Origin of the sequence: Rathayibacter sp. Leaf299 (assembly GCF_001423055.1) — a bacterium.
GTDB lineage: Bacteria > Actinomycetota > Actinomycetes > Actinomycetales > Microbacteriaceae > Rathayibacter > Rathayibacter caricis.
On the sequence record NZ_LMNT01000001.1, the window covers coordinates 1209453 to 1226247 of the forward strand.

The following is a 16795-nucleotide window of genomic DNA, read 5'->3' on the forward strand; positions in this document are numbered from 1 at the left end:
TGGGCGGTGGTTCGGTGGTTAGTTGGTGCAGTAACTAACCAAGCAGGTCTGTCGGGTGCTGTCAACCGCGGGCTGCGAGCTCGGCCCGGCCGACGGGTACACTGGCTCGGCCAGCCTCTGTAGCTCAATGGAAGAGCGACTCCGTCCTAAGGAGCAGGTTGGGGGTTCGAGTCCCTCCAGGGGCACCACAGCGTGATGTGCCCGTGGAGCGGAGCAGACGGTCCGCCCGACGGCATCAGCGTCCCCGGGCGGAGAACGGCGGGGGAGTGGACGAGCAGCGGGTGAAGCTCATCATCGGCGTCGTCGCGGTGGTGGTCGCGGTGATCCTGATCATCGAGCGGAAGGCGTACGCGCGGTGGAACGCACGAATGATCCGCCGGACGTGGGGGGCCGACTCGAAACGCTACGCGTCGGCGCAGACGCCCGGGTCGGTGCTCGTCACGGGGATCGGGCTGGCGTTCATCGGCGTCGTCTTCGTCGTGACCTCGATCGCCTCGCTCACGGGCTGACTCCGGTCGGCGCTCCGGAGAAACAGGCAGGAAACCTGCGGCGGGTATCGTCGGCGCATGAGACTCCGTGCAGCCCACGCGCTCGGCGCGCTGGTCGTGTCCTCGCTCCTCCTCGCTCCCGCCGCCGTTGCGGCGCCCTCATCGACGGCACGCGCCGTCGACGGCGGCACCAGCGCGGGCGACCCGTACTTCCCCGGCCTCGGCAGCACGGGGTTCGACGCCCTGAGCTACAGCCTCGTGCTGAAGTACGACCCGGCCACCCGCGCGCTCGGCGGGCGCGCGCTCGTGACGCTCGCTCCGACCCAGGATCTGCGGTCGCTGTCGTTCGACCTGACAGGGCTGACGGTGTCGAAGGTCACGGTGAACACGCGCTCGGCGGCGTTCGTGCAGAGGGGAGCCGAGCTGATCGTCACTCCGGTGCGCTCGCTGAAGAAGGGCGCGCCGACCCTCGTGAACATCGAGTACGCGGGCACGACCGGGAACCCCGTGGACAACACCGGCGCTCCGTTCGGCTGGTGGTCGACCAGCGACGGCGCGCTCGTCGCGAGCGAGCCGAACGGCGCGTCCACCTGGTACCCCGTCAACGACTCCCCGGCCGACAAGGCCCGCTACACCTTCACCATCACGGTCCCGGAGGGGCGGACCGTGGTCGCGAACGGCGTGCCGGTGGGGTCGCCCACCACTTCGAAGGGCTGGACCACGTCGAGCTGGGTCGAGACGAGCCCCATGGCGAGCTACCTCGCGATGGTGAACATCGGCGACTACGACCTGGTCCGCTCCACCCGCGGCGGCATCGTGACCATCGACGCGATCGATCGCGACATCACGGGCGACGTCCGGGCGGGGACCGAGGCCGCGCTGGCGAAGCAGGGTGACATCATCGACTACTTTTCGACCGTGTTCGGCCCGTACCCCTTCCGATCGGGCGGCGCGGTGGTCGACGACGAGGAGATCGGCTACGCGCTCGAGACCCAGGGGCGCTCGTTCTACTCCGGCGGGGCGGACGAGTCGACGGTGGCGCACGAGATCGCGCACCAGTGGTACGGGAACAGCGCCACTCCGGGCGTCTGGTCGGACATCTGGCTGAACGAGGGCTTCGCGACCTACGCGGAGTGGCTCTGGGAGGAGCACTCCGGCGGCACGAGTGTCGCGGACTCCGCGGCGCAGGTCGCCGCGATCCCGGCGGACGACCCGTTCTGGGCCACCGCGGTGGCGGACCCCGGGGCGACCGGACTGTTCGACGGCCCGGTCTACGCCCGCGGAGGGCTGACGCTCGTGGAGCTGCGCGAGGAGATCGGAGCGGAGGCGTTCGCCGTGCTGCTCAAGCGCTGGGCGACGGAGAACCGCTACTCGACGGTCAGCACCGCCGATCTGCAGGAGCTCGCGGAGGAGGTCTCGGGACAGGATCTGTCGGCCTTCTTCGAGGCGTGGCTCATCACTCCGGAGAAGCCGGCGGGTCTGTGAACTCGCGCCGTCGCGGCGGACGGAGGCGCTCACCGGGCCGGGAAGGCGGTGGACCGGACGTTGCGGTCGGCGGTCGCGACGTCCGGAGATCGGACGGGCGGCTCCAGCGTCACCGAGGTGCCTCGGACGCGGACGGCGACGAAGGACGCAGCGCAGCCGTCTCGATCCGGCGCTGATCCGGGCGTTCCCGACCTACTTCGCGAGTGAGAGCAGGCGCAGTGCGGTGCTCGTCGACGGCGTCAGCGAGGATCCGGACGGGCGGAACTCCGTCTGGACCGAGTGGAGTCCGAGGGGGAGCTTCGGCACGGTGAGCCGGACGGCGGGGGCGCCGGTGACCACCGTGCCGCTCCAGCGGACGACTCCGTCGATCTTCAGCGACAGCACGCCGGGCCCGGCACTGCCGTCGGCGGCTCGGACGGAGGTGAGGAGCGTCGTCGAGTTCGTCGGGAGCTGGAGGGGCGTGGAGAGCCGGGCCGTGGTGGTGGTCGGGACCGGCCGGCCGGTCCCGGTGGTCACCTCGACCACCGACGAGGTGCTCGCGCCGGCCCAGAGCACACCGGCGAGGTACGTCTGGTTCGGCGCGAGGCCCGACCAGCTCGCCGTGACCGTCGGGTTCGCGGCGGACACGGTCGCGGGGGACAGGGTGAGCGGCGCCTCGGGCTTCGCGGTCGTCGTCCGGACGTCGACGGGCACGCCCGCGGGGCCGGACACCTGGTAGACGTCGATCAGCCACAGGCCGTCGAAGGGTCGCGCGAGGTCGTAGCGGTCGCTCGTGCCGGGACCCTCGATGGTCGCGAAGTCGTAGGGGTCGAGATCGCGCGGCTCGATCCAGGTCAGCTCGGTGCGGAGCTGGACCGAGTCGTCGGCGGCCTCGACGTCGACCCGGAGGAGCGTGTCCCCGGCGATCTCGACCTGGCCCTGGACGACGACGTTCCCGTCTCCACTCGTGATGCCCGAACGACCGCCGTTCCCGGCCGGGAACCCCTGGAGGACCACCGTCGGTCGCCCCAGGCCGAGGCTGATCGGAGTGGCGGTCTCACCCGCGGACAGGACGGGAGTCAGCTGGACCGAACCGGTCGTCCCGCTGCCGGAGGCGGACGGCGGGGGCGTCAGCGCGACCGCCGCCCCGCTCGGCACGAGTGCCGCTCCGATCGCCACGACACCGACCAGCGCTGCGCTGAGTACCCGGGCACGAATCCGCTGCGTCATGAGACCGACTCCTTCGTCGCGGTCATCATCCCGCTGCGCGACTCCGGCGACAAGGGCACCAAGGGACCAGTCCTCGGACCTCGTGCCGGCAAGTCCATGTGGCCGGAGTGCTCGGCGGAGGCGGCAATGGGTGTCAGCGGCTCGGGAGGGCCGCGCCGGCGACGGCCGAGCTGCCGAGGTCGCTCCCCGCCAGCGCCGAACTGGAGGCCACAGCCGCGGTCCACTCCGCGGTCGTGCCGACCGCGGCGAAGTGGGAGTGCAGCAGCGCGAGCAGGGCGGTGTGCAGGGTCTCGGCGTCGACGGAGCCGGCCGCGTTCGAGATCGCGATGGCGCCGGTCGCGTCCGAGAGCACCTCCGCCGAGAGCCCGTGCGTCTCGGCCTCGGCGGCCGACGCGAGGATGCAGTTGTTGGTCATGTAGCCGACGAGGGTGATCGTGTCGACGTCGTGCTCGCGCAGCCAGGCGAGCAGGTCGGTGCCGGCGAACACCGTGCCGTACTGCTTGGTGATCGACTTCCAGTCGTCGCGGCGGCGACTCTCGATCTCGGGGTGCAGCTCGAAGGCCGCGGTACCGGGAGCGAAGGCCGGCGCGCCCTCGCCCGCGCTGTGCTGGACGGCGACGACGGGGATCCCGGCGTCGGTCGCGGCGTCCAGCGCTGCAGTGATGGCGCTGAGCGAGGAGGCGTGCGGGGGGAAGCGGATCTCGAGCGGTCCGGCGAAGTACTCCAGCTGGACGTCGACGAGGATCAGGGCGCGGCGGGGTGCGGTCATGGTGTCTCCTCCGGGAGATCGGATGCGGTGCTCCGATGCTGGCGCGCTCCGGCGTCCGCGGCCATTGGCACGCGGGCACCTTTACGATGGATCCGGGCCAACCGGTTCCGGAGGGAGGACCGTGCGGATCGCGATCCACGCCCTCGACGGCGTCACGATGTTCCACCTCGCGGTGCCGCAGATGGTCTTCGACGAGGTGAGCCGGCTCGGTCTCGCCCCGTGGCGGACGGTCCTCTTCGCGGAGGAGCCGGGCTCGGTGCGCACCGCCGAGGGCTACACGATCGGCGGCGTCCAGGGTCCGGAGGCGGCCGCGGCCGCTGACCTCGTCGTCGTCCCCTCCTGGATCGACGACGGACGGAGCCCCGGCCCCGTGCTCACCCGCGTGCTCCACGAGACGCACGACCGCGGGGCGGCGATCGCCGGCCTCTGCCTCGGCGCGCTCGTCGTCGCGGAGGTCGGACTGCTCGACGGGCGGGCGGCGGTGACGCACTGGCAGGCGGCCGAGGGCATGGCTGCGCGGCATCCGACGGTGTCGGTCGACCCCTCCGCGCTCTACCTCGATCTGGGCGACGTGCTCACCTCGGCCGGCACCGCGTCGGGTCTGGACGCGTGCCTGCACGTGGTCCGTGATCGCCTCGGCGCGGACGCGGCCACCAGGGTCGCCCGCAGTCTCGTCGTGGCCCCGCACCGCGAAGGAGGCCAGGCTCAGTACATCGAGCGGCCGGTGCCGCAGGAGCCCGCGGACGACCGGATCGCCCGCGCCTCCGCCTGGGCCCTCGCGCACCTGGGTGAGGAGCTCGGTGTCGATCGCCTCGCCGAGGCCGCCCGCATGAGCCGACGCTCGTTCGTGCGGGCCTTCCGCGACGCGACGGGCACCACTCCTGCCGCCTGGGTCCGCTCGCGGCGATTGGACGAGGCGAGACGGCTCCTCGAGACGACCGCCCTGCCGGTGGACCGGATCGCGGCCGACTGCGGTTTCGGGAACCCGGTCACGCTGCGGCAGAACTTCGGCCGGGTGTTCGGAAGCACGCCGTCCGGGTACCGGCGCCGCTTCGGCGCGCGGCCCGAGGCGACGTCGGCGTGACCGGTCAGGCGCCCTTGTGCACCGAGGTGCTGATCGGCGTCTCGTTCGCGAACAGGTCGAGAACGGGGCAGTGCGCGTCGACGGCGCTGCGGAGATGCTCGTAGCGCTCCTCGCTCTCCGGGCCGGTCAGCGTCACGGCGAGGCGGACGGCGGTGAATCCCGCGCGCACGCCCTCGTCCTTGCCGAAGAGGCGCGCGGCGTCGAGGTCGCCCTCCGCCCGCACGTCGATGGTGTCGAAGGGGATGCCCAGTGCGTGGGCGTAGAGGCGGAAGACGACCACCTGGCACGAGATCAGGGCGCCGAGCGCGATCTCGACCGGGCTCGCCGCGATGTCGTCGCCCGCGAGCGCGGCGGGCTCGTCGACGGGGAAGCTGTGGCGCCCGGCGGTGATCAAGCTGGCGACCGAGCCCTCGCCCGTGCCCTGCACGCGGTAGGTGAGGCGCGCGGAGGAGCGGTTCGCGTCGATCCGATCGCCCCAGGCCGCGCCGGCGGCGTCGAGGCGCTCGGCACGGAGCGCGGGGGAGGAGTCGAGGATGGAGGAGGTGGTGATCGTCATGCGGCCACCGTAGGCAGGACCTCGGCGCCGGTCGAACGGAGGGGACACATCGCGTCACACGACCGGCCGCGCCCGCCTCAGTGCCCCGCCTTCCAGTACCCGCAGAACGTGACGTGCCCCTTGGGCACCCGGCGCTCGCCGACGAGGTGGCGGCGCGCGCCCGTCGCGAGCGCGGACTCGCCGATCGCGAAGGCGTAGAGGCCGTCGGTCTCGAGGGTCATCGCCTCGAGATGCGCCAGCGCGAGCGTTCCCGGCGCGACTCCGGGTGCGCGGATCAGCAGGTGCAGCACGAGACCCGGAGGCAGGGTCAGCGCTGCCGCATCGGAGGCGTCGACCACCTCGAGCACCGCGTCGCCGACCGCGTCCGGCGGCAGCGAGCGGCCGATGCCCGCGAGCGCGGGGAGGCCCGTCTCGTCCGTGACGATCAGGTGGCGGCGGGTGCCGGCGGGCGGCACGAAGAGGATCCCCTCGTCGAGGATCGCGACCCGGTCGCCGACGCGGGCGTGCGCGGCCCAGCGGGACGCGAATCCGTCGTCGCCGTGGAGCGCGAAGTCGATGTCGAGCTCGGCCGCGGACCCGACGGACGCGGGCCGGAACGCGCTGACGGTGTAGTTGCGCAGCGCCGGGCGCTCGGCCTTGGGGATCGTCAGGAACCTCGCGTAGCCCAGCAGTCCGATGTTCCTCGGCAGGCGCATGTCGTCGTGGCCGGGCTGCGGGAGGAAGAGGCGGAACCACTGGTCGAAGCCGAGAGCCGTGAAGTGCTCGAGCGACTCCCCGGTGATCGTCACCCGCTGGAAGGAGGCGCTGACCTTCTCGGACGAGGCGACGTGGGCGAGGAGCATCGTCTTCTCGGACGGCTCGACGCGGCGCACCATGCCCCTAGCCACGGGCGGCTCCCGCCGTGCGCTGCGGGGCGGCGCTCGAGCGTCCCACTCCGGCGGCGCGCAGCCTCCGCGCGAGGATCAGCGCCAGCTGCACGAAGCCGAGTGAGACGACGGCGGTGAGCGCATAGAGCACGACGAGGAGCCACGGAACGCTCATCACGGCGTCGATGTAGACGAACCAGAGCGTCGAGAACGCGGTGATCAGCACGCCGTAGCCGACGAAGAACACCGGTGCGCTCCAGTTCCGGTAGAGGGTGATGAGGAACGGCAGCTCCGACAGCACGCCCGCCATGACGACCGTCGGCAGCTGGGCGAAGCCGAACGGAGTCAGCGGAGCGTTCACGAGGCCCGCCAGCAGCGCGATCAGGAACCCCGCCCCCGGACGCTGCAGCAGCGCGAGACCGGTCATCGACGGCAGGATCCACGCGCCGATCGTGACGGCGACGAACGCGGGGGCGAGGACGGACAGCGCCAGGCTCGCGTAGTTCATCCCGACGGTCAGCAGACCGCCGGCGACGCCCAGGACGGCGCAGGTGAGGAGGTAGCGCGTGCTCGCGCGGCGGCGGACGGTCATGGGACTCCGATCGTGAGGATCCCCGAGGAGGGGAGGGTGAGCAGGAGCGCGGCGGTGCCGGCCCAGAAGACGACGACGAAGACGACGTCCCGGGCCCGGAACGGCACCGGGTACCGCTGGGTCCGGGTCGGATGCGCCCCGAAGGCGCGCGAGTCCATCGAGAGGGCGACCCGCTCGGCGTGGCGGACCGCGCTCGCGAGCAGGGGGACGACGTACCCGAGCCACCGGCGCAGCAGGGCGACGGGCCCGCGTCCGGCGACGGTCCCGCGCACGCGGTGGGCGGCCCGGATGACGGCGAGCTCGTGGGCGAAGCGCGGCACGAAGCGGTAGGCGGCCAGCGCGGTCCAGCCGATCCGGTACGGGACGTGCAGCTGCTGCACGAGCGCGCGCACGAGATCCGGACCGGTGGTCGTCAGCCCGCCGAGGAGCGCGAGGCCGGACAGGCTCGCGAGGCGCAGCGCCGTGGCGAGCCCGATCTGCAGGGCCCCCGCGCGCACCTGCAGCCCGCCCACCTCGAGCAGCACGGCGGAGTCGTCGACGCGCGCGGGATCGACCCAGCCGGTGAAGCTGACGGTGAGGACGGCGACGGCGATCGGGAAGCCCAGGAGCACGGCGGTGACGGCCCGTCGGCTCATCCGGGCGCCGACGAGCAGGAGCGCGATCGCGACGAGGAGGAACGCCAGCGGAGTCGCGGCGTCGCGCACGACGACGAGCGCCACCATCGCGGGCAGCGGGGCGACGGCCTTGCTCAGCGGGTTCAGCCCGTGCAGGAAGCGCGCCCGGCTCGGGAGCGCGAGGGAGGGGCCGAGCGCTGCGGCGCTCATCCGGGGACCCCGGGCAGGTCGCGGAAGCGCGTGATCCCGCGCCACGCCGGGTGCCGCTCGAGACTCCGCATCGCGCGGGCGAGGGGCGGGCGGAGGAGGCCGGCCGACTCGAGCAGGCCGCTCGCGAGGACGTCCGCCGCGGGACCCTCGCCGAGGAGCCGCCCGCCGCCCATGACCGCGAGGCGGTCCGCGCGGTCGGCGACGAGCTGGAGGTCGTGGGTCACGACCAGCACGGTGGTGCCCTCGTCGCGCAGCTGCTCGAGCACGTCCAGCAGCTCGCCGGCGTGCGCCCTGTCCTGGCCGAACGTCGGCTCGTCGAGCGCGAGGACGGGGGCTCCGGTGATGAGCGCCGTGCCGACCGAGAGCCGGCGCTTCTGGCCGCCCGACAGCAGGAAGGGGTGCTGGTCGCGCAGGGCGAGGAGCCCGAAGCGGCGGAGCATCCCGTCGACGCGCTCGCGGGTCTCATCGACGTCGACGCCCCTGATCCGCAGGCCGTGCGCGAGCTCCAGGGCGACGGTGGGCTGGACGAACTGGTGCTCGGGGTTCTGGAAGACGAAGCCGACGGTCGCGGCCAGAGTGCGCGGGTCGGCGCGGGACGGGTCGAGCCCGGCGATCTCGACCGTCCGCCGGGGCGGCGGGACGACGCCCGCGATCGCCTGCAGGAGCGTGGTCTTGCCGGCGCCGTTCGTTCCGACGATCGCCAGCAGATCACCGGCGGCCACGTCGAGGTCGACCTCGCGCACCAACGTCGCTCCGCGCTTCACCACGGACAGGCCGCGGACCCGGAGGAGCGGCTCGGCGGCCGCGCGGGGCGGCGCGGCGGGGGCCGGCGCGGGAAGCGACTCCACCGCGTCGAGCGCCGCGGCGAGCTCGCGAGCTGTCAGCGGCAGCGGGGCGAGGCGCACTCCGGCCGACCGCAGCCGGAGCGCGGCGAGCGCGGCCGTCGGGAGCCAGACCCCGAGGGCGGCGAGCGTGTCGGCTCCGTCGCGGAGGACCTCGTCGACCGTGCCCTCCAGAGCCGGTCGCCCGTCGCGGTCGAGGACGAGCACCCGGTCGACGAGTTCCACCGCCGCATCGAGATCGTGCTCCACCAGGACGACCGCGACCGCCCTCTCCCGCACCAGCTCCGCGAGGATCGCGTAGACCTCCTCCGTGCCGACCGGATCGAGGTTGGCGGTCGGCTCGTCGAGCACCAGGACGGGGGAGCCGAGCGCCAGGGCGCACGCGATCGCGAGCCGCTGCCGTCCGCCGCCGGAGAGGCGGTCCGGGTCCTCCGCGCGCCGCTCCCACAGCCCCACGCGTCGCAGCGCCCGCTCGGCCCGCTCGAGGACCTCGGCGGCGGGCACGAGCAGGTTCTCGGGTCCGAACGCGACCTCGTCGAGGACGGAGCCGGTGACGATCTGCGCGTCCGGATCCTGGAACACCATCGCCACGGTGCGGCTGGCCTCGGCGACCGGGAGATCGACGCTCGAGCGGCCTCCGATGGAGACGGTGCCGTCGAGTGCGGCCGGGACCGAGTGCGGCACGAGCCCGTTCAGCGCGAGCGTCAGGGTCGACTTGCCCGAGCCGGACGGGCCGAGGACGAGCAGCACCTCGCCGGGGCGGACGTCGAGATCGACGGCGCAGGGGGACGGGCGTTCGGCACCCTCGTGGGTGACGGCGAGCCCGCGGGTGCTGATCAGGGCGGGTCGGACGTCCGCGAGCGCCCGAGCGCGGTCACAGGACACGGAGCCTCCGGAGGACGGGGAGCAGGAGCGCCGCACAGCTTAGCCTTACCTAACCTACTCGTGCCAGAAGGTGATGGGTGCGCGACTGCGACCCCGTCAGAGACCCGATGTCCGGCGCCACAGGAATGGCTCCGGAGCGCCGCGCGTTGCTTCGGGAATGACGATCGAACCCGCAGTGCTCGAGGACGTCCTCTCCTCACTGGACGTGACGCTCGGCGAGCTCCGGCGGCGGACGCTCGCGCCGGGGGAGAGGCTCGTGCTCGCCGAGGGCGTCGTCGTGCTCGTCTACGTCGTCGACGGCGAGCTGACGGCCCTCGCCCCGGCCGGCGCCGCCTGCGAGCTCGACCTCGCGGCGGGCGACGCGGTGGCGGCCCCGCTGCCGCGCACTCTGCTGGCGGGCGACGCACTGCTGAGCTTCGGGCGGCGGGCGGCGGCGCTCGCGTCGACCTCGGGCGCCGGACTGATGGTCGTCGAGCTGCGGCTCGAGCCCGAGGCGTGCCTCCGGCCGCTGCCCGGTCTGGTGCTCGCCCCCGGTTTCGCCCGGCTCGAGCCCGCTGCGGCCGCCCTGGCGGCGCAGCTCGGCCCGCCCCGGGGCGGATCGGCGCGCTCGGGCGACCCGGTGATCTGCCGGCTGATGGTGCGGACGGTGCTGCTCTCGGTGGTGCGGGCGTGGGCGTCCGGCGAGGACGGCGGACCGCGTCCGCTCACCGGCGACGTCCACCTGGACCGGGTGGCTGCGGCCGTCGCCGACGACCCCGGGCGGGAGTGGACCGTCGACCGGCTGGCGAGCGCCGGAGCGATGTCGCGCACCGTTCTGACCGAGCGGTTCCGCGCCGCGTTCGGGAGGACTCCGGCCGACTACGTCGCCGACGTGCGCATGCGGCGCGCGAAGGAGCTGCTGGAGCAGGGACGGAGCGTGTCCGAGGCCGCCCGAGCGCTGGGCTACTCCTCGGACGACGGGTTCAGCCGGGCCTTCCGCCGTCACGCCGGCGTCGTGCCGTCGCTGTGGCGGGCGACCCGTCAGGAGGCCTGAGGCGCTCAGGCCTCGCGCCGGGCCGCCGAGCCGAAGAGGGCCGCTCCCACGAGGAGCAGCACCGCGCCGATCGCGTAGTCGGCCTCGATCCCGACCGAGTCCACGAGGACCCCGCCGAGTCCCGCCGCGACGACGATCGCGGCCTGGAACCCGACGACCACCAGGCTCCCGCCTGCCTCGAGCCGGTCGGTCATCCGGTGGCCGACCCATGCGTTCACGATGATCAGCCACGAGGCGAAGAAGAAGCCCCAGACGCCCACGGCCACCGCGATCGCGACGACGGACCCGGGGAGCAGCAGCACGCCTCCGACGGCGATCGCGATGGCCACGGGCGCTACGATCCCGAAGACCGCGAAGGTGCGGTCGATGACGGAGCCGATGACGATGTTGCCGAGCAGCCCCCCGACCCCGAAGAGCGCCAGCAGGCCGACGACGGTCGCCGCGTCGGCGTCGGTGCGCTCGAGAGCGAGGCGGATGTAGGTGTACGCGAGGAAGTGGCCGAGGACGACGAGGACGTGGCCCGCGAAGCCCTGCCGCACCCCCGGGCGGCGCACGGTGTCGAGCAGCACGCCCAGCCCGGCGGACGCGGCGGCGGGCACGCGGGGCAGGAGGAGTCGCAGCGGCAGGGCGAGCAGCGCGGTGAGCACGCCGATCACGACGAACGCCGCGCGCCAGTCGATCAGCTCGCTCAGGATCACGCCCAGCGGCACTCCGGCGACGGTCGCGAGCGACAGCCCCGCGCTCGTGAACATGGTCGCCCGGCCCACCCGCTCCGGTCCGGCGACGCGGGCGACGACCGTGATCGACATCGACCAGAACGCGCTGATGGCCGCTCCGAGCAGGATCCGCGAGAGGAGGACCAGGGGGAGGGTCGGCGCGAGGGCGGCGAGCACGCTCGACGCTCCGGCGGCGACGGCGGTCCAGACCAGGAGGGTGCGGCGGTCGAGCCCCGGGACGATCAAGCCGATGGTCGGGGCGACCAGGAGGCCCACGAACGCCGTCACGGTGACCGTCTGCCCGGCCTGACCTGGGGTGACGCCGAGACCGGCCGCCATCTCCGTGAGCACTCCGTTCGGCAGGAACTCGGCGGTGACGAGCAGGAAGCTGAGGAGCATCAGGACGACGAGGGGGATGACGGGGAGCCGCTGGGCCGTCGGCTCGGGGCGGACGACGGGGACGGAGGCGGTCGAGGTCATGAGGGAAGCATGGCGTGACGGCGCGCACGGCGCCCGACCGGACCACCGGGGGTTCCGACCGATCAGCCGGGGCGTGCGATTCCGGGCTCGTCGAGAGCGTTCCCGGGGCCTTCGCTCAGGCGGCCCCGGGATGATCGAGGCTGACACCCGACGGAAGGTCTTCTGTGAGCACTCTCAAGCGCATCCTCAGCATGGCGTCGAAGGCGCTCGACTCGAAGAGCTCCTCGAGCTCCACCGCGCGCCCCGCGTCCTCGAGCGGAGGGACGGACTGGCGCGATCTGGTCCGCACCGCCGCCGACAAGGTGACCGGCGATTCCCGTCCGGCGCCGCAGTACGGCGCTCCCGAGCACCGTCCCTCCACGCGCCCGCAGGACGCGCGTCCCGGTCGGCCCGTGGTCACGGCGGAGGACCGCGCCGCCATCGCCCGCTACGACTACCTCCTCCGCACCGCCGACCCCGAGCAGCTCGAGCAGGTGCACCGTGACGCGTTCGCGAAGCTGACGCCCGAGCAGCGCTCGCAGGTCGAGGCGCGACTGCGCGACGAGCTGCCCGCGAACGAGCAGCCGCGCTCCTCCGCCCCGGACGACCTCGCCAGGGCCGCCACCCGCGGCGAGGCGCAGAACCCCGGATTCCTGAAGAAGATGTTCTCGAAGCCCGGCACGCGCGGGGCCCTCGCGGGCGCCGGTGTCGGAGCCGCGGCGGGCCTGAGCCTCGGAGCCGCGGGCGGACTGCTGGCCGCGGTCGCCGGCGGCGCCGTGCTCAGCAGCGTCGGCGGCTCGCTCCTGCAGGGCGTCGACCTCGACGGGCTCGCCGGCTTCGGCGACCTCGGCGAGTTCGGCGACATCACGGGATCGGCGGGCGACGTCGTGTCGGGCGTCGGCGAGCAGGTGTCCGGTCTCGGCGAGCAGGTCTCGGACTTCTCGATGCCCGACCTCGGCGACCTGGGGTCGTTCTTCGACCGCTGATCCTCAGCCGCGGGTGCGGCGCCGCACGAGCAGTGCGGTGGCCGCGCCCGCGATGCCGAGCAGCAGCAGCGCCGCGCCCGTGATCGCGACCGCCGTCGTCGACCAGTCCGGCAGGACCTCGATCACCGTGCCGTCGAGCAGCGTCCACTCGCACGAGGTGCCGAGCGGCCACCAGGACCACGCGCCGCGCAGAAGTTCGCCCTCCTCCGCGGGCACCCGCCCGACGCTCGCCCGGCAGACGGAGTCGAAGCCCGCGCCGGCCAGCGTCGCGTACTGCAGGGGCACGAGCGCCAGGAGCGCGAGTCCTACGAGCGCGACGACACCCGCCGCGAGGGCCGCGAGGCGTCGCGGAGTGAGACGGCGACGGGTGCTCGGGCGGTCTCGGGGCTCGCTCATCCTCCGATCGTGCCACGCACCGGCTGGGGAACCGGTGGCCCCCAGCCCCCGGGCACGTACCCTCTCAGCATGGGGTTTCTCTTCTCGCTTCTGACCGTCGTGCTGATGGTCCTGGCGCTCGTGGACGTCGTGCGCCAGCCGGACAACGTCGTCCGCAACCTGCCCAAGATCGCCTGGATCCTGCTGATCGTGTTCATCCCGTTGATCGGCGTCACGATCTGGTTCCTGCTCGGTCACGAGTGGAAGCGCGGGGAGGGCGGCTCCTTCATCCCTGGAGGTAGGGCCCCGCGTCAGCGCCGTCGACCCGCCTCCCCGCAGACGATCGTCGTGCGTCCGCCGCAGAAGTCGACGGAGGAGCAGCTCGCGGATCTCGAGCGCGAGGAGGCGCACTACGCGCGGCTCGCCGAGGAGCAGCGGCGCCGCCTCGAGGGCGAGCGCCCGCAGGACGGCTGAGCGCGGTCCGCTCAGCCGGTCGTCGCGAAGTTCGACGCGTTCCACTGGATCGAGGCGATCTTCGCCTGGCCGGCCACACTGGGGTGGAAGTAGTCGACCTTGCCGATCAGCGAGCTGGTGACGGGCGTGGCGGTCAGCGCGCCTCCGTCGTAGTCGCAGAGCGGACCGGCGGCGGTGCACGCGTTCTTGAGCGCCGTGTTGTACTGCGCCGTGCGGGTCTTCGCGGCGGCGGCCGAGGCCGCGGCGGCCGTCGTGCTCAAGCGCGCTCCCGTCGAGCTCACACCGCGGGTGGTGCGGCAGAGCTTGGCCGAGGACCACACGACCGCACCGACACCGCTGCGGACGACCGACCACTCCGAGGCCACGTTCGGCATCGACGACAGCACGATCTTCGCGGTCGGCCACGTGGTGCGGATCGTCGAGATCGCGGTGGTCGCCGAGGCGCTGAAGGTGGAGGCGGGGGTCATGGTGTACCCGTCGGCGGCGACCTTGTTGTCAGGGGAGCAGAGGTCGTTGCCGCCGATGAGCAGGGTGACGACGTCGGGCTTCACTCCGGCTGCGGCGGCCGCGGCGATGCGCGCGGGGACCTGAGCGATGACATCGCCGGTCTTCGCGAAGTTTGCCGAGGTCACGGTGGTGCCGGGCTTCGCCGCACGCAGCCGTGCGGTGAAGGAGTTGACCGAGGAGGAGGTGCCGGTCGACCAGTTGTTGCTCGGGCAGTCTCCGAGCGACCCGCAGGTGCCGTAGGCGCGCGTGATCGAGTCGCCGAGCGCGAGGACCTTGAGCGTGGGAGTCGCGGCGGTGGCGGCGCTCGCCGGCACGAGGGCGGCGGTCAGGGCGAGGACGGCACCGGCGGCCAGGGCGGCGAGGCGGCTCCGGCGGGCGGATCGGGGCGGACGGGGGAGGAAGTGGCGCGGCATGGGGATCGCTCTCGGTCGGAGGCGACGGGGGCCGCCGAGGTCGACGCTAGGTCCAGGGACCTCGGAAGCGTCATGCGGCCCTGACCCCAGAACGGCCGGAATGCACTTTCCTCAGCGCGTGGCAGGGATCCGGAGCACGTGCACGCGACTGACCGCCCAGGCCAGTGCACCCGCGAGCACGAACGCCACCGCGATCGCCGCCACGTAGGCGGCCACCGAGCCGTAGCCGTTCGCCGGGTCGAGGAAGGGGTACGGCACCCAGCCGTCGGTCGCTCCGCGCACGAGCACGACGACGAGCCAGACGATCGGATAGACGACTACGACCCAGAGGCGGCGCCAGGGCAGCGGCGGCCGGTCGCCGATCAGCAGCCAGTCGAGCACTCCGTAGAGCGGGAACAGCACGTGCATCACCGTGTTGGCCCACGGGAGGGTGACGCCGCCCGCCAGGCCCGCGAGCAGCAGGTTGTAGACGACTCCGACGATCGCGATGTAGCCGGTGGCCGCGCCGCGCGCGAGGACCAGGCCCGATCCCTGCGGCTGTCGCGCCAGCGAGAGCCCGGCGGTGATCAGCAGGATCACCGCGAGGAGGATGTTGCCCTGGATGGTGAAGAAGCCGAAGAAGTTGAGCGGGTTCAGCGGGGTCCGGGACGCGGTGTCGAGAGCGGTCGCGATGACGGCGGTCAGCACCGTGAGGGCGGCGAGGATCCGGACGACGGCGACGGCGGGTCTCATGGCGCTCCTTCGGGGGCGACGCGGCGCCGCTGGGGTCGAGGGTAGTCGTCCGAGGCAGGGTCCCGGTGAGCACGCGAGATCGTGGTCACCAGGCCCTAGCCTCGGGAGGTGCTCACGATCGGTGTCGACCTCGCGGCGGAGCCCGGCCGCACCGCCCGGGCCGCTGTGGAGTGGGCGGAGGGGCGCGCCGTCGTCCGCACCGTGGCGCTCGACTCCTCCGACGCCGACATCGTCGAGCTCTCGCGCGGAGCCCGTGCGGTCGGCATCGACTGCGCGTTCGGCTGGCCGCTCGAGTTCGCCGCGTTCGTGCAGGCGCACACCTGGCGCGAGGTCGCTCCGCGGACCCTCGCCGGCCGCGACTGGCGCCGCCGGCTCGCCTACCGCGAGACCGACCGCGCCGCACGCGAGGCGACCGGGCGCTGGCCGCTGAGCGTCTCGACCGACCGACTGGGCATGACAGCGATGCGCTGCGCCGAGCTGCTCGAGGCCTTCGAGGCCGCCGGCGAGGACGTCGACCGGTCGGGAGGCGGACGCCTCGTCGAGGTCTACCCGGCGGCGGCGCTGCGCCACTGGCGGATCGACACCACCGGCTACAAGACCCGCCCCGAGGCCGTGCCGGCGGCCGTCGCCGCCCTGCGCCGCGCGGCTCCGTGGCTCGAGGGGCCGGCGGACGCGTTCGCGCTGATGGAGCGGTCGAACGACGCACTCGATGCGGTCGTCGCGGCGCTGAACGCGCGCGCCCACGCGCTCGGCGCGACCCTGCCGATCCCTCCGGAGCACCGCGACGCCGCCCAGGCCGAGGGCTGGATCGCATTGCCGACCGGCGCCCTCGAGGACCTGGTCTAGGCCCCGAGATGGTCGAGCGCCGCGGCCAGCAGGGCCCGGTGCCCCGGCGAGCGGTACGACTCGGCCGTGTGGCCGAGGGCGTCGTAGACGGTGCGTCCGCCGCTCGGGCGCTCGAGGGCCCAGACGAGCGGATGCTCCACTCCGTCGTGCTCGTGCACGGCGAGCACCTCGGTGCCGTCCGCGACCTCGAGCCAGGAGTAGCGCTCGTCCTCCACGTCGAAGTCGGGCACGTCCTGCACCGCCGGCCGGTCGCGGCGCACCCGGATCCGCGCCGGGCCGAAGTCCGGGTGCATAGTGACGTCCGGCACCCAGCGGCCGCCGAGCAGCTCCGTCCACTCCGGTGCATCGGCGAAGCTCGTGGACGAGACGTGGAGGGCGAGGACCGGCAGGGTCGAGTCGCGCAGTCGGGCGAGACCGTCGTGCGCCGTCGTCGAGGAGGGAGAGGGGCTCCCGTCGCGGGGGAGGCCGACGTTCACGACGACGAGCCCCTGAAGCTCCTCCGCGAGAGCCTCCTCGACGTCCCCTCGAACCTCGACGCGGTGCCCGCGGGACGTCAGCAGGTCCGCGACGGCGGCGCTGGTCTCGCCGAATGCGTGCCAGGGGTCGCTGTAGCGGCCTTCCCCGCTCAGGAGCAGTGCGCGCACGGAGACGGGA

At 73.4% G+C, this 16795-nt stretch carries 19 protein-coding genes and 1 tRNA gene; 8 read left to right on the top strand and 12 right to left on the bottom strand.

Translation table 11 applies throughout. From position 1 onward, the window contains the following. Positions 1–113: 113 nt before the first annotated feature. From ASF48_RS05765 to ASF48_RS05775, 3 genes are all read left to right on the top strand, one after another. Positions 114–188 (top strand) — tRNA-Arg (locus ASF48_RS05765). A gap of 93 nt (positions 189–281) precedes the next feature. Then, positions 282–509, top strand: a complete 228-nt coding sequence (locus ASF48_RS05770; protein WP_157603066.1) for a hypothetical protein — start codon at positions 282–284, stop codon at positions 507–509. Positions 510–566: 57 nt separating this feature from the next. Beyond that, the gene (locus ASF48_RS05775) at positions 567–1973 is read left to right on the top strand and encodes a M1 family metallopeptidase (protein ID WP_055787768.1); all 1407 of its coding nucleotides are present in this window, start codon (positions 567–569) and stop codon (positions 1971–1973) included. Positions 1974–2165: 192 nt separating this feature from the next. On the opposite strand, the gene ASF48_RS05780 is transcribed toward ASF48_RS05775, so the two are convergent. After that, positions 2166–3182 carry a hypothetical protein gene (locus tag ASF48_RS05780; RefSeq protein ID WP_055787771.1) on the bottom strand — a complete coding sequence of 339 codons (1017 nt, stop codon included), beginning with the start codon at positions 3180–3182 and terminating at the stop codon, positions 2166–2168. A gap of 133 nt (positions 3183–3315) precedes the next feature. Next, on the bottom strand, positions 3316–3951 hold the full coding sequence (locus ASF48_RS05785; protein ID WP_055787774.1) for an isochorismatase family protein: 636 nt from the start codon (positions 3949–3951) through the stop codon (positions 3316–3318). Positions 3952–4072: 121 nt separating this feature from the next. Here ASF48_RS05785 and ASF48_RS05790 point away from each other — a divergent pair, with 121 nt between their 5' ends. Then, on the top strand, positions 4073–5035 hold the full coding sequence (locus tag ASF48_RS05790) for a GlxA family transcriptional regulator (protein WP_055787777.1): 963 nt from the start codon (positions 4073–4075) through the stop codon (positions 5033–5035). Positions 5036–5039: 4 nt separating this feature from the next. On the opposite strand, the gene ASF48_RS05795 is transcribed toward ASF48_RS05790, so the two are convergent. The 5 genes from ASF48_RS05795 to ASF48_RS05815 form a co-directional block, all read right to left on the bottom strand. Next, positions 5040–5591: an OsmC family protein gene (locus tag ASF48_RS05795; protein WP_082481004.1), complete on the bottom strand. Its 552-nt coding sequence runs from the start codon at positions 5589–5591 to the stop codon at positions 5040–5042. A 77-nt stretch (positions 5592–5668) separates the two neighbouring features. Next, the gene (locus tag ASF48_RS05800) at positions 5669–6466 is read right to left on the bottom strand and encodes a siderophore-interacting protein (protein ID WP_055787780.1); all 798 of its coding nucleotides are present in this window, start codon (positions 6464–6466) and stop codon (positions 5669–5671) included. A 4-nt stretch (positions 6467–6470) separates the two neighbouring features. Next, entirely contained in the window at positions 6471–7049 is a 579-nt protein-coding gene (locus tag ASF48_RS05805; protein ID WP_055787783.1) for an ECF transporter S component, read from the bottom strand. After that, positions 7046–7873 (bottom strand): energy-coupling factor transporter transmembrane component T family protein, encoded by an 828-nt coding sequence (locus ASF48_RS05810; RefSeq protein WP_055787786.1) that lies wholly within the window; start codon positions 7871–7873, stop codon positions 7046–7048. Before ASF48_RS05810 ends, ASF48_RS05805 begins: the two co-directional genes overlap by 4 nt. Continuing rightward, a complete protein-coding gene (locus tag ASF48_RS05815; protein ID WP_055787790.1) occupies positions 7870–9600 on the bottom strand; it encodes an ABC transporter ATP-binding protein in 1731 nt (576 codons plus the stop codon). Before ASF48_RS05815 ends, ASF48_RS05810 begins: the two co-directional genes overlap by 4 nt. A gap of 157 nt (positions 9601–9757) precedes the next feature. On the opposite strand from ASF48_RS05815, the gene ASF48_RS20010 reads away from it, so the two are divergent. Further along, a complete protein-coding gene (locus ASF48_RS20010; protein ID WP_055787793.1) occupies positions 9758–10633 on the top strand; it encodes a helix-turn-helix transcriptional regulator in 876 nt (291 codons plus the stop codon). Between the two features lie 5 nt (positions 10634–10638). Here ASF48_RS20010 and ASF48_RS05825 read toward each other — a convergent pair whose 3' ends face one another. Further along, positions 10639–11829 (bottom strand): MFS transporter, encoded by a 1191-nt coding sequence (locus ASF48_RS05825; RefSeq protein ID WP_055787796.1) that lies wholly within the window; start codon positions 11827–11829, stop codon positions 10639–10641. A 164-nt stretch (positions 11830–11993) separates the two neighbouring features. On the opposite strand from ASF48_RS05825, the gene ASF48_RS05830 reads away from it, so the two are divergent. Continuing rightward, on the top strand, positions 11994–12794 hold the full coding sequence (locus ASF48_RS05830) for a hypothetical protein (RefSeq protein ID WP_055787799.1): 801 nt from the start codon (positions 11994–11996) through the stop codon (positions 12792–12794). Positions 12795–12797: 3 nt separating this feature from the next. Here ASF48_RS05830 and ASF48_RS05835 read toward each other — a convergent pair whose 3' ends face one another. Further along, positions 12798–13190, bottom strand: a complete 393-nt coding sequence (locus ASF48_RS05835) for a hypothetical protein (protein ID WP_055787802.1) — start codon at positions 13188–13190, stop codon at positions 12798–12800. 69 nt (positions 13191–13259) lie between these two features. On the opposite strand from ASF48_RS05835, the gene ASF48_RS05840 reads away from it, so the two are divergent. Further along, positions 13260–13643 (top strand): PLD nuclease N-terminal domain-containing protein, encoded by a 384-nt coding sequence (locus tag ASF48_RS05840; RefSeq protein WP_055787805.1) that lies wholly within the window; start codon positions 13260–13262, stop codon positions 13641–13643. A gap of 11 nt (positions 13644–13654) precedes the next feature. On the opposite strand, the gene ASF48_RS05845 is transcribed toward ASF48_RS05840, so the two are convergent. Together ASF48_RS05845 and ASF48_RS05850 are read right to left on the bottom strand one after the other, a co-directional pair. Beyond that, on the bottom strand, positions 13655–14563 hold the full coding sequence (locus ASF48_RS05845) for an SGNH/GDSL hydrolase family protein (protein ID WP_055787807.1): 909 nt from the start codon (positions 14561–14563) through the stop codon (positions 13655–13657). Between the two features lie 111 nt (positions 14564–14674). Next, complete coding sequence (locus tag ASF48_RS05850; RefSeq protein WP_055787810.1) at positions 14675–15295, bottom strand: Pr6Pr family membrane protein; 621 nt, start codon at positions 15293–15295, stop codon at positions 14675–14677. A gap of 108 nt (positions 15296–15403) precedes the next feature. Between ASF48_RS05850 and ASF48_RS05855 the strand changes: the two genes are divergently transcribed. Further along, positions 15404–16141, top strand: coding sequence for a DUF429 domain-containing protein (locus tag ASF48_RS05855; RefSeq protein WP_055787813.1), 738 nt, complete (start codon positions 15404–15406; stop codon positions 16139–16141). Here ASF48_RS05855 and ASF48_RS05860 read toward each other — a convergent pair. Then, a complete protein-coding gene (locus ASF48_RS05860; protein ID WP_055787816.1) occupies positions 16138–16785 on the bottom strand; it encodes a ThuA domain-containing protein in 648 nt (215 codons plus the stop codon). The genes ASF48_RS05855 and ASF48_RS05860 overlap by 4 nt on opposite strands. Positions 16786–16795 lie beyond the last annotated feature (10 nt).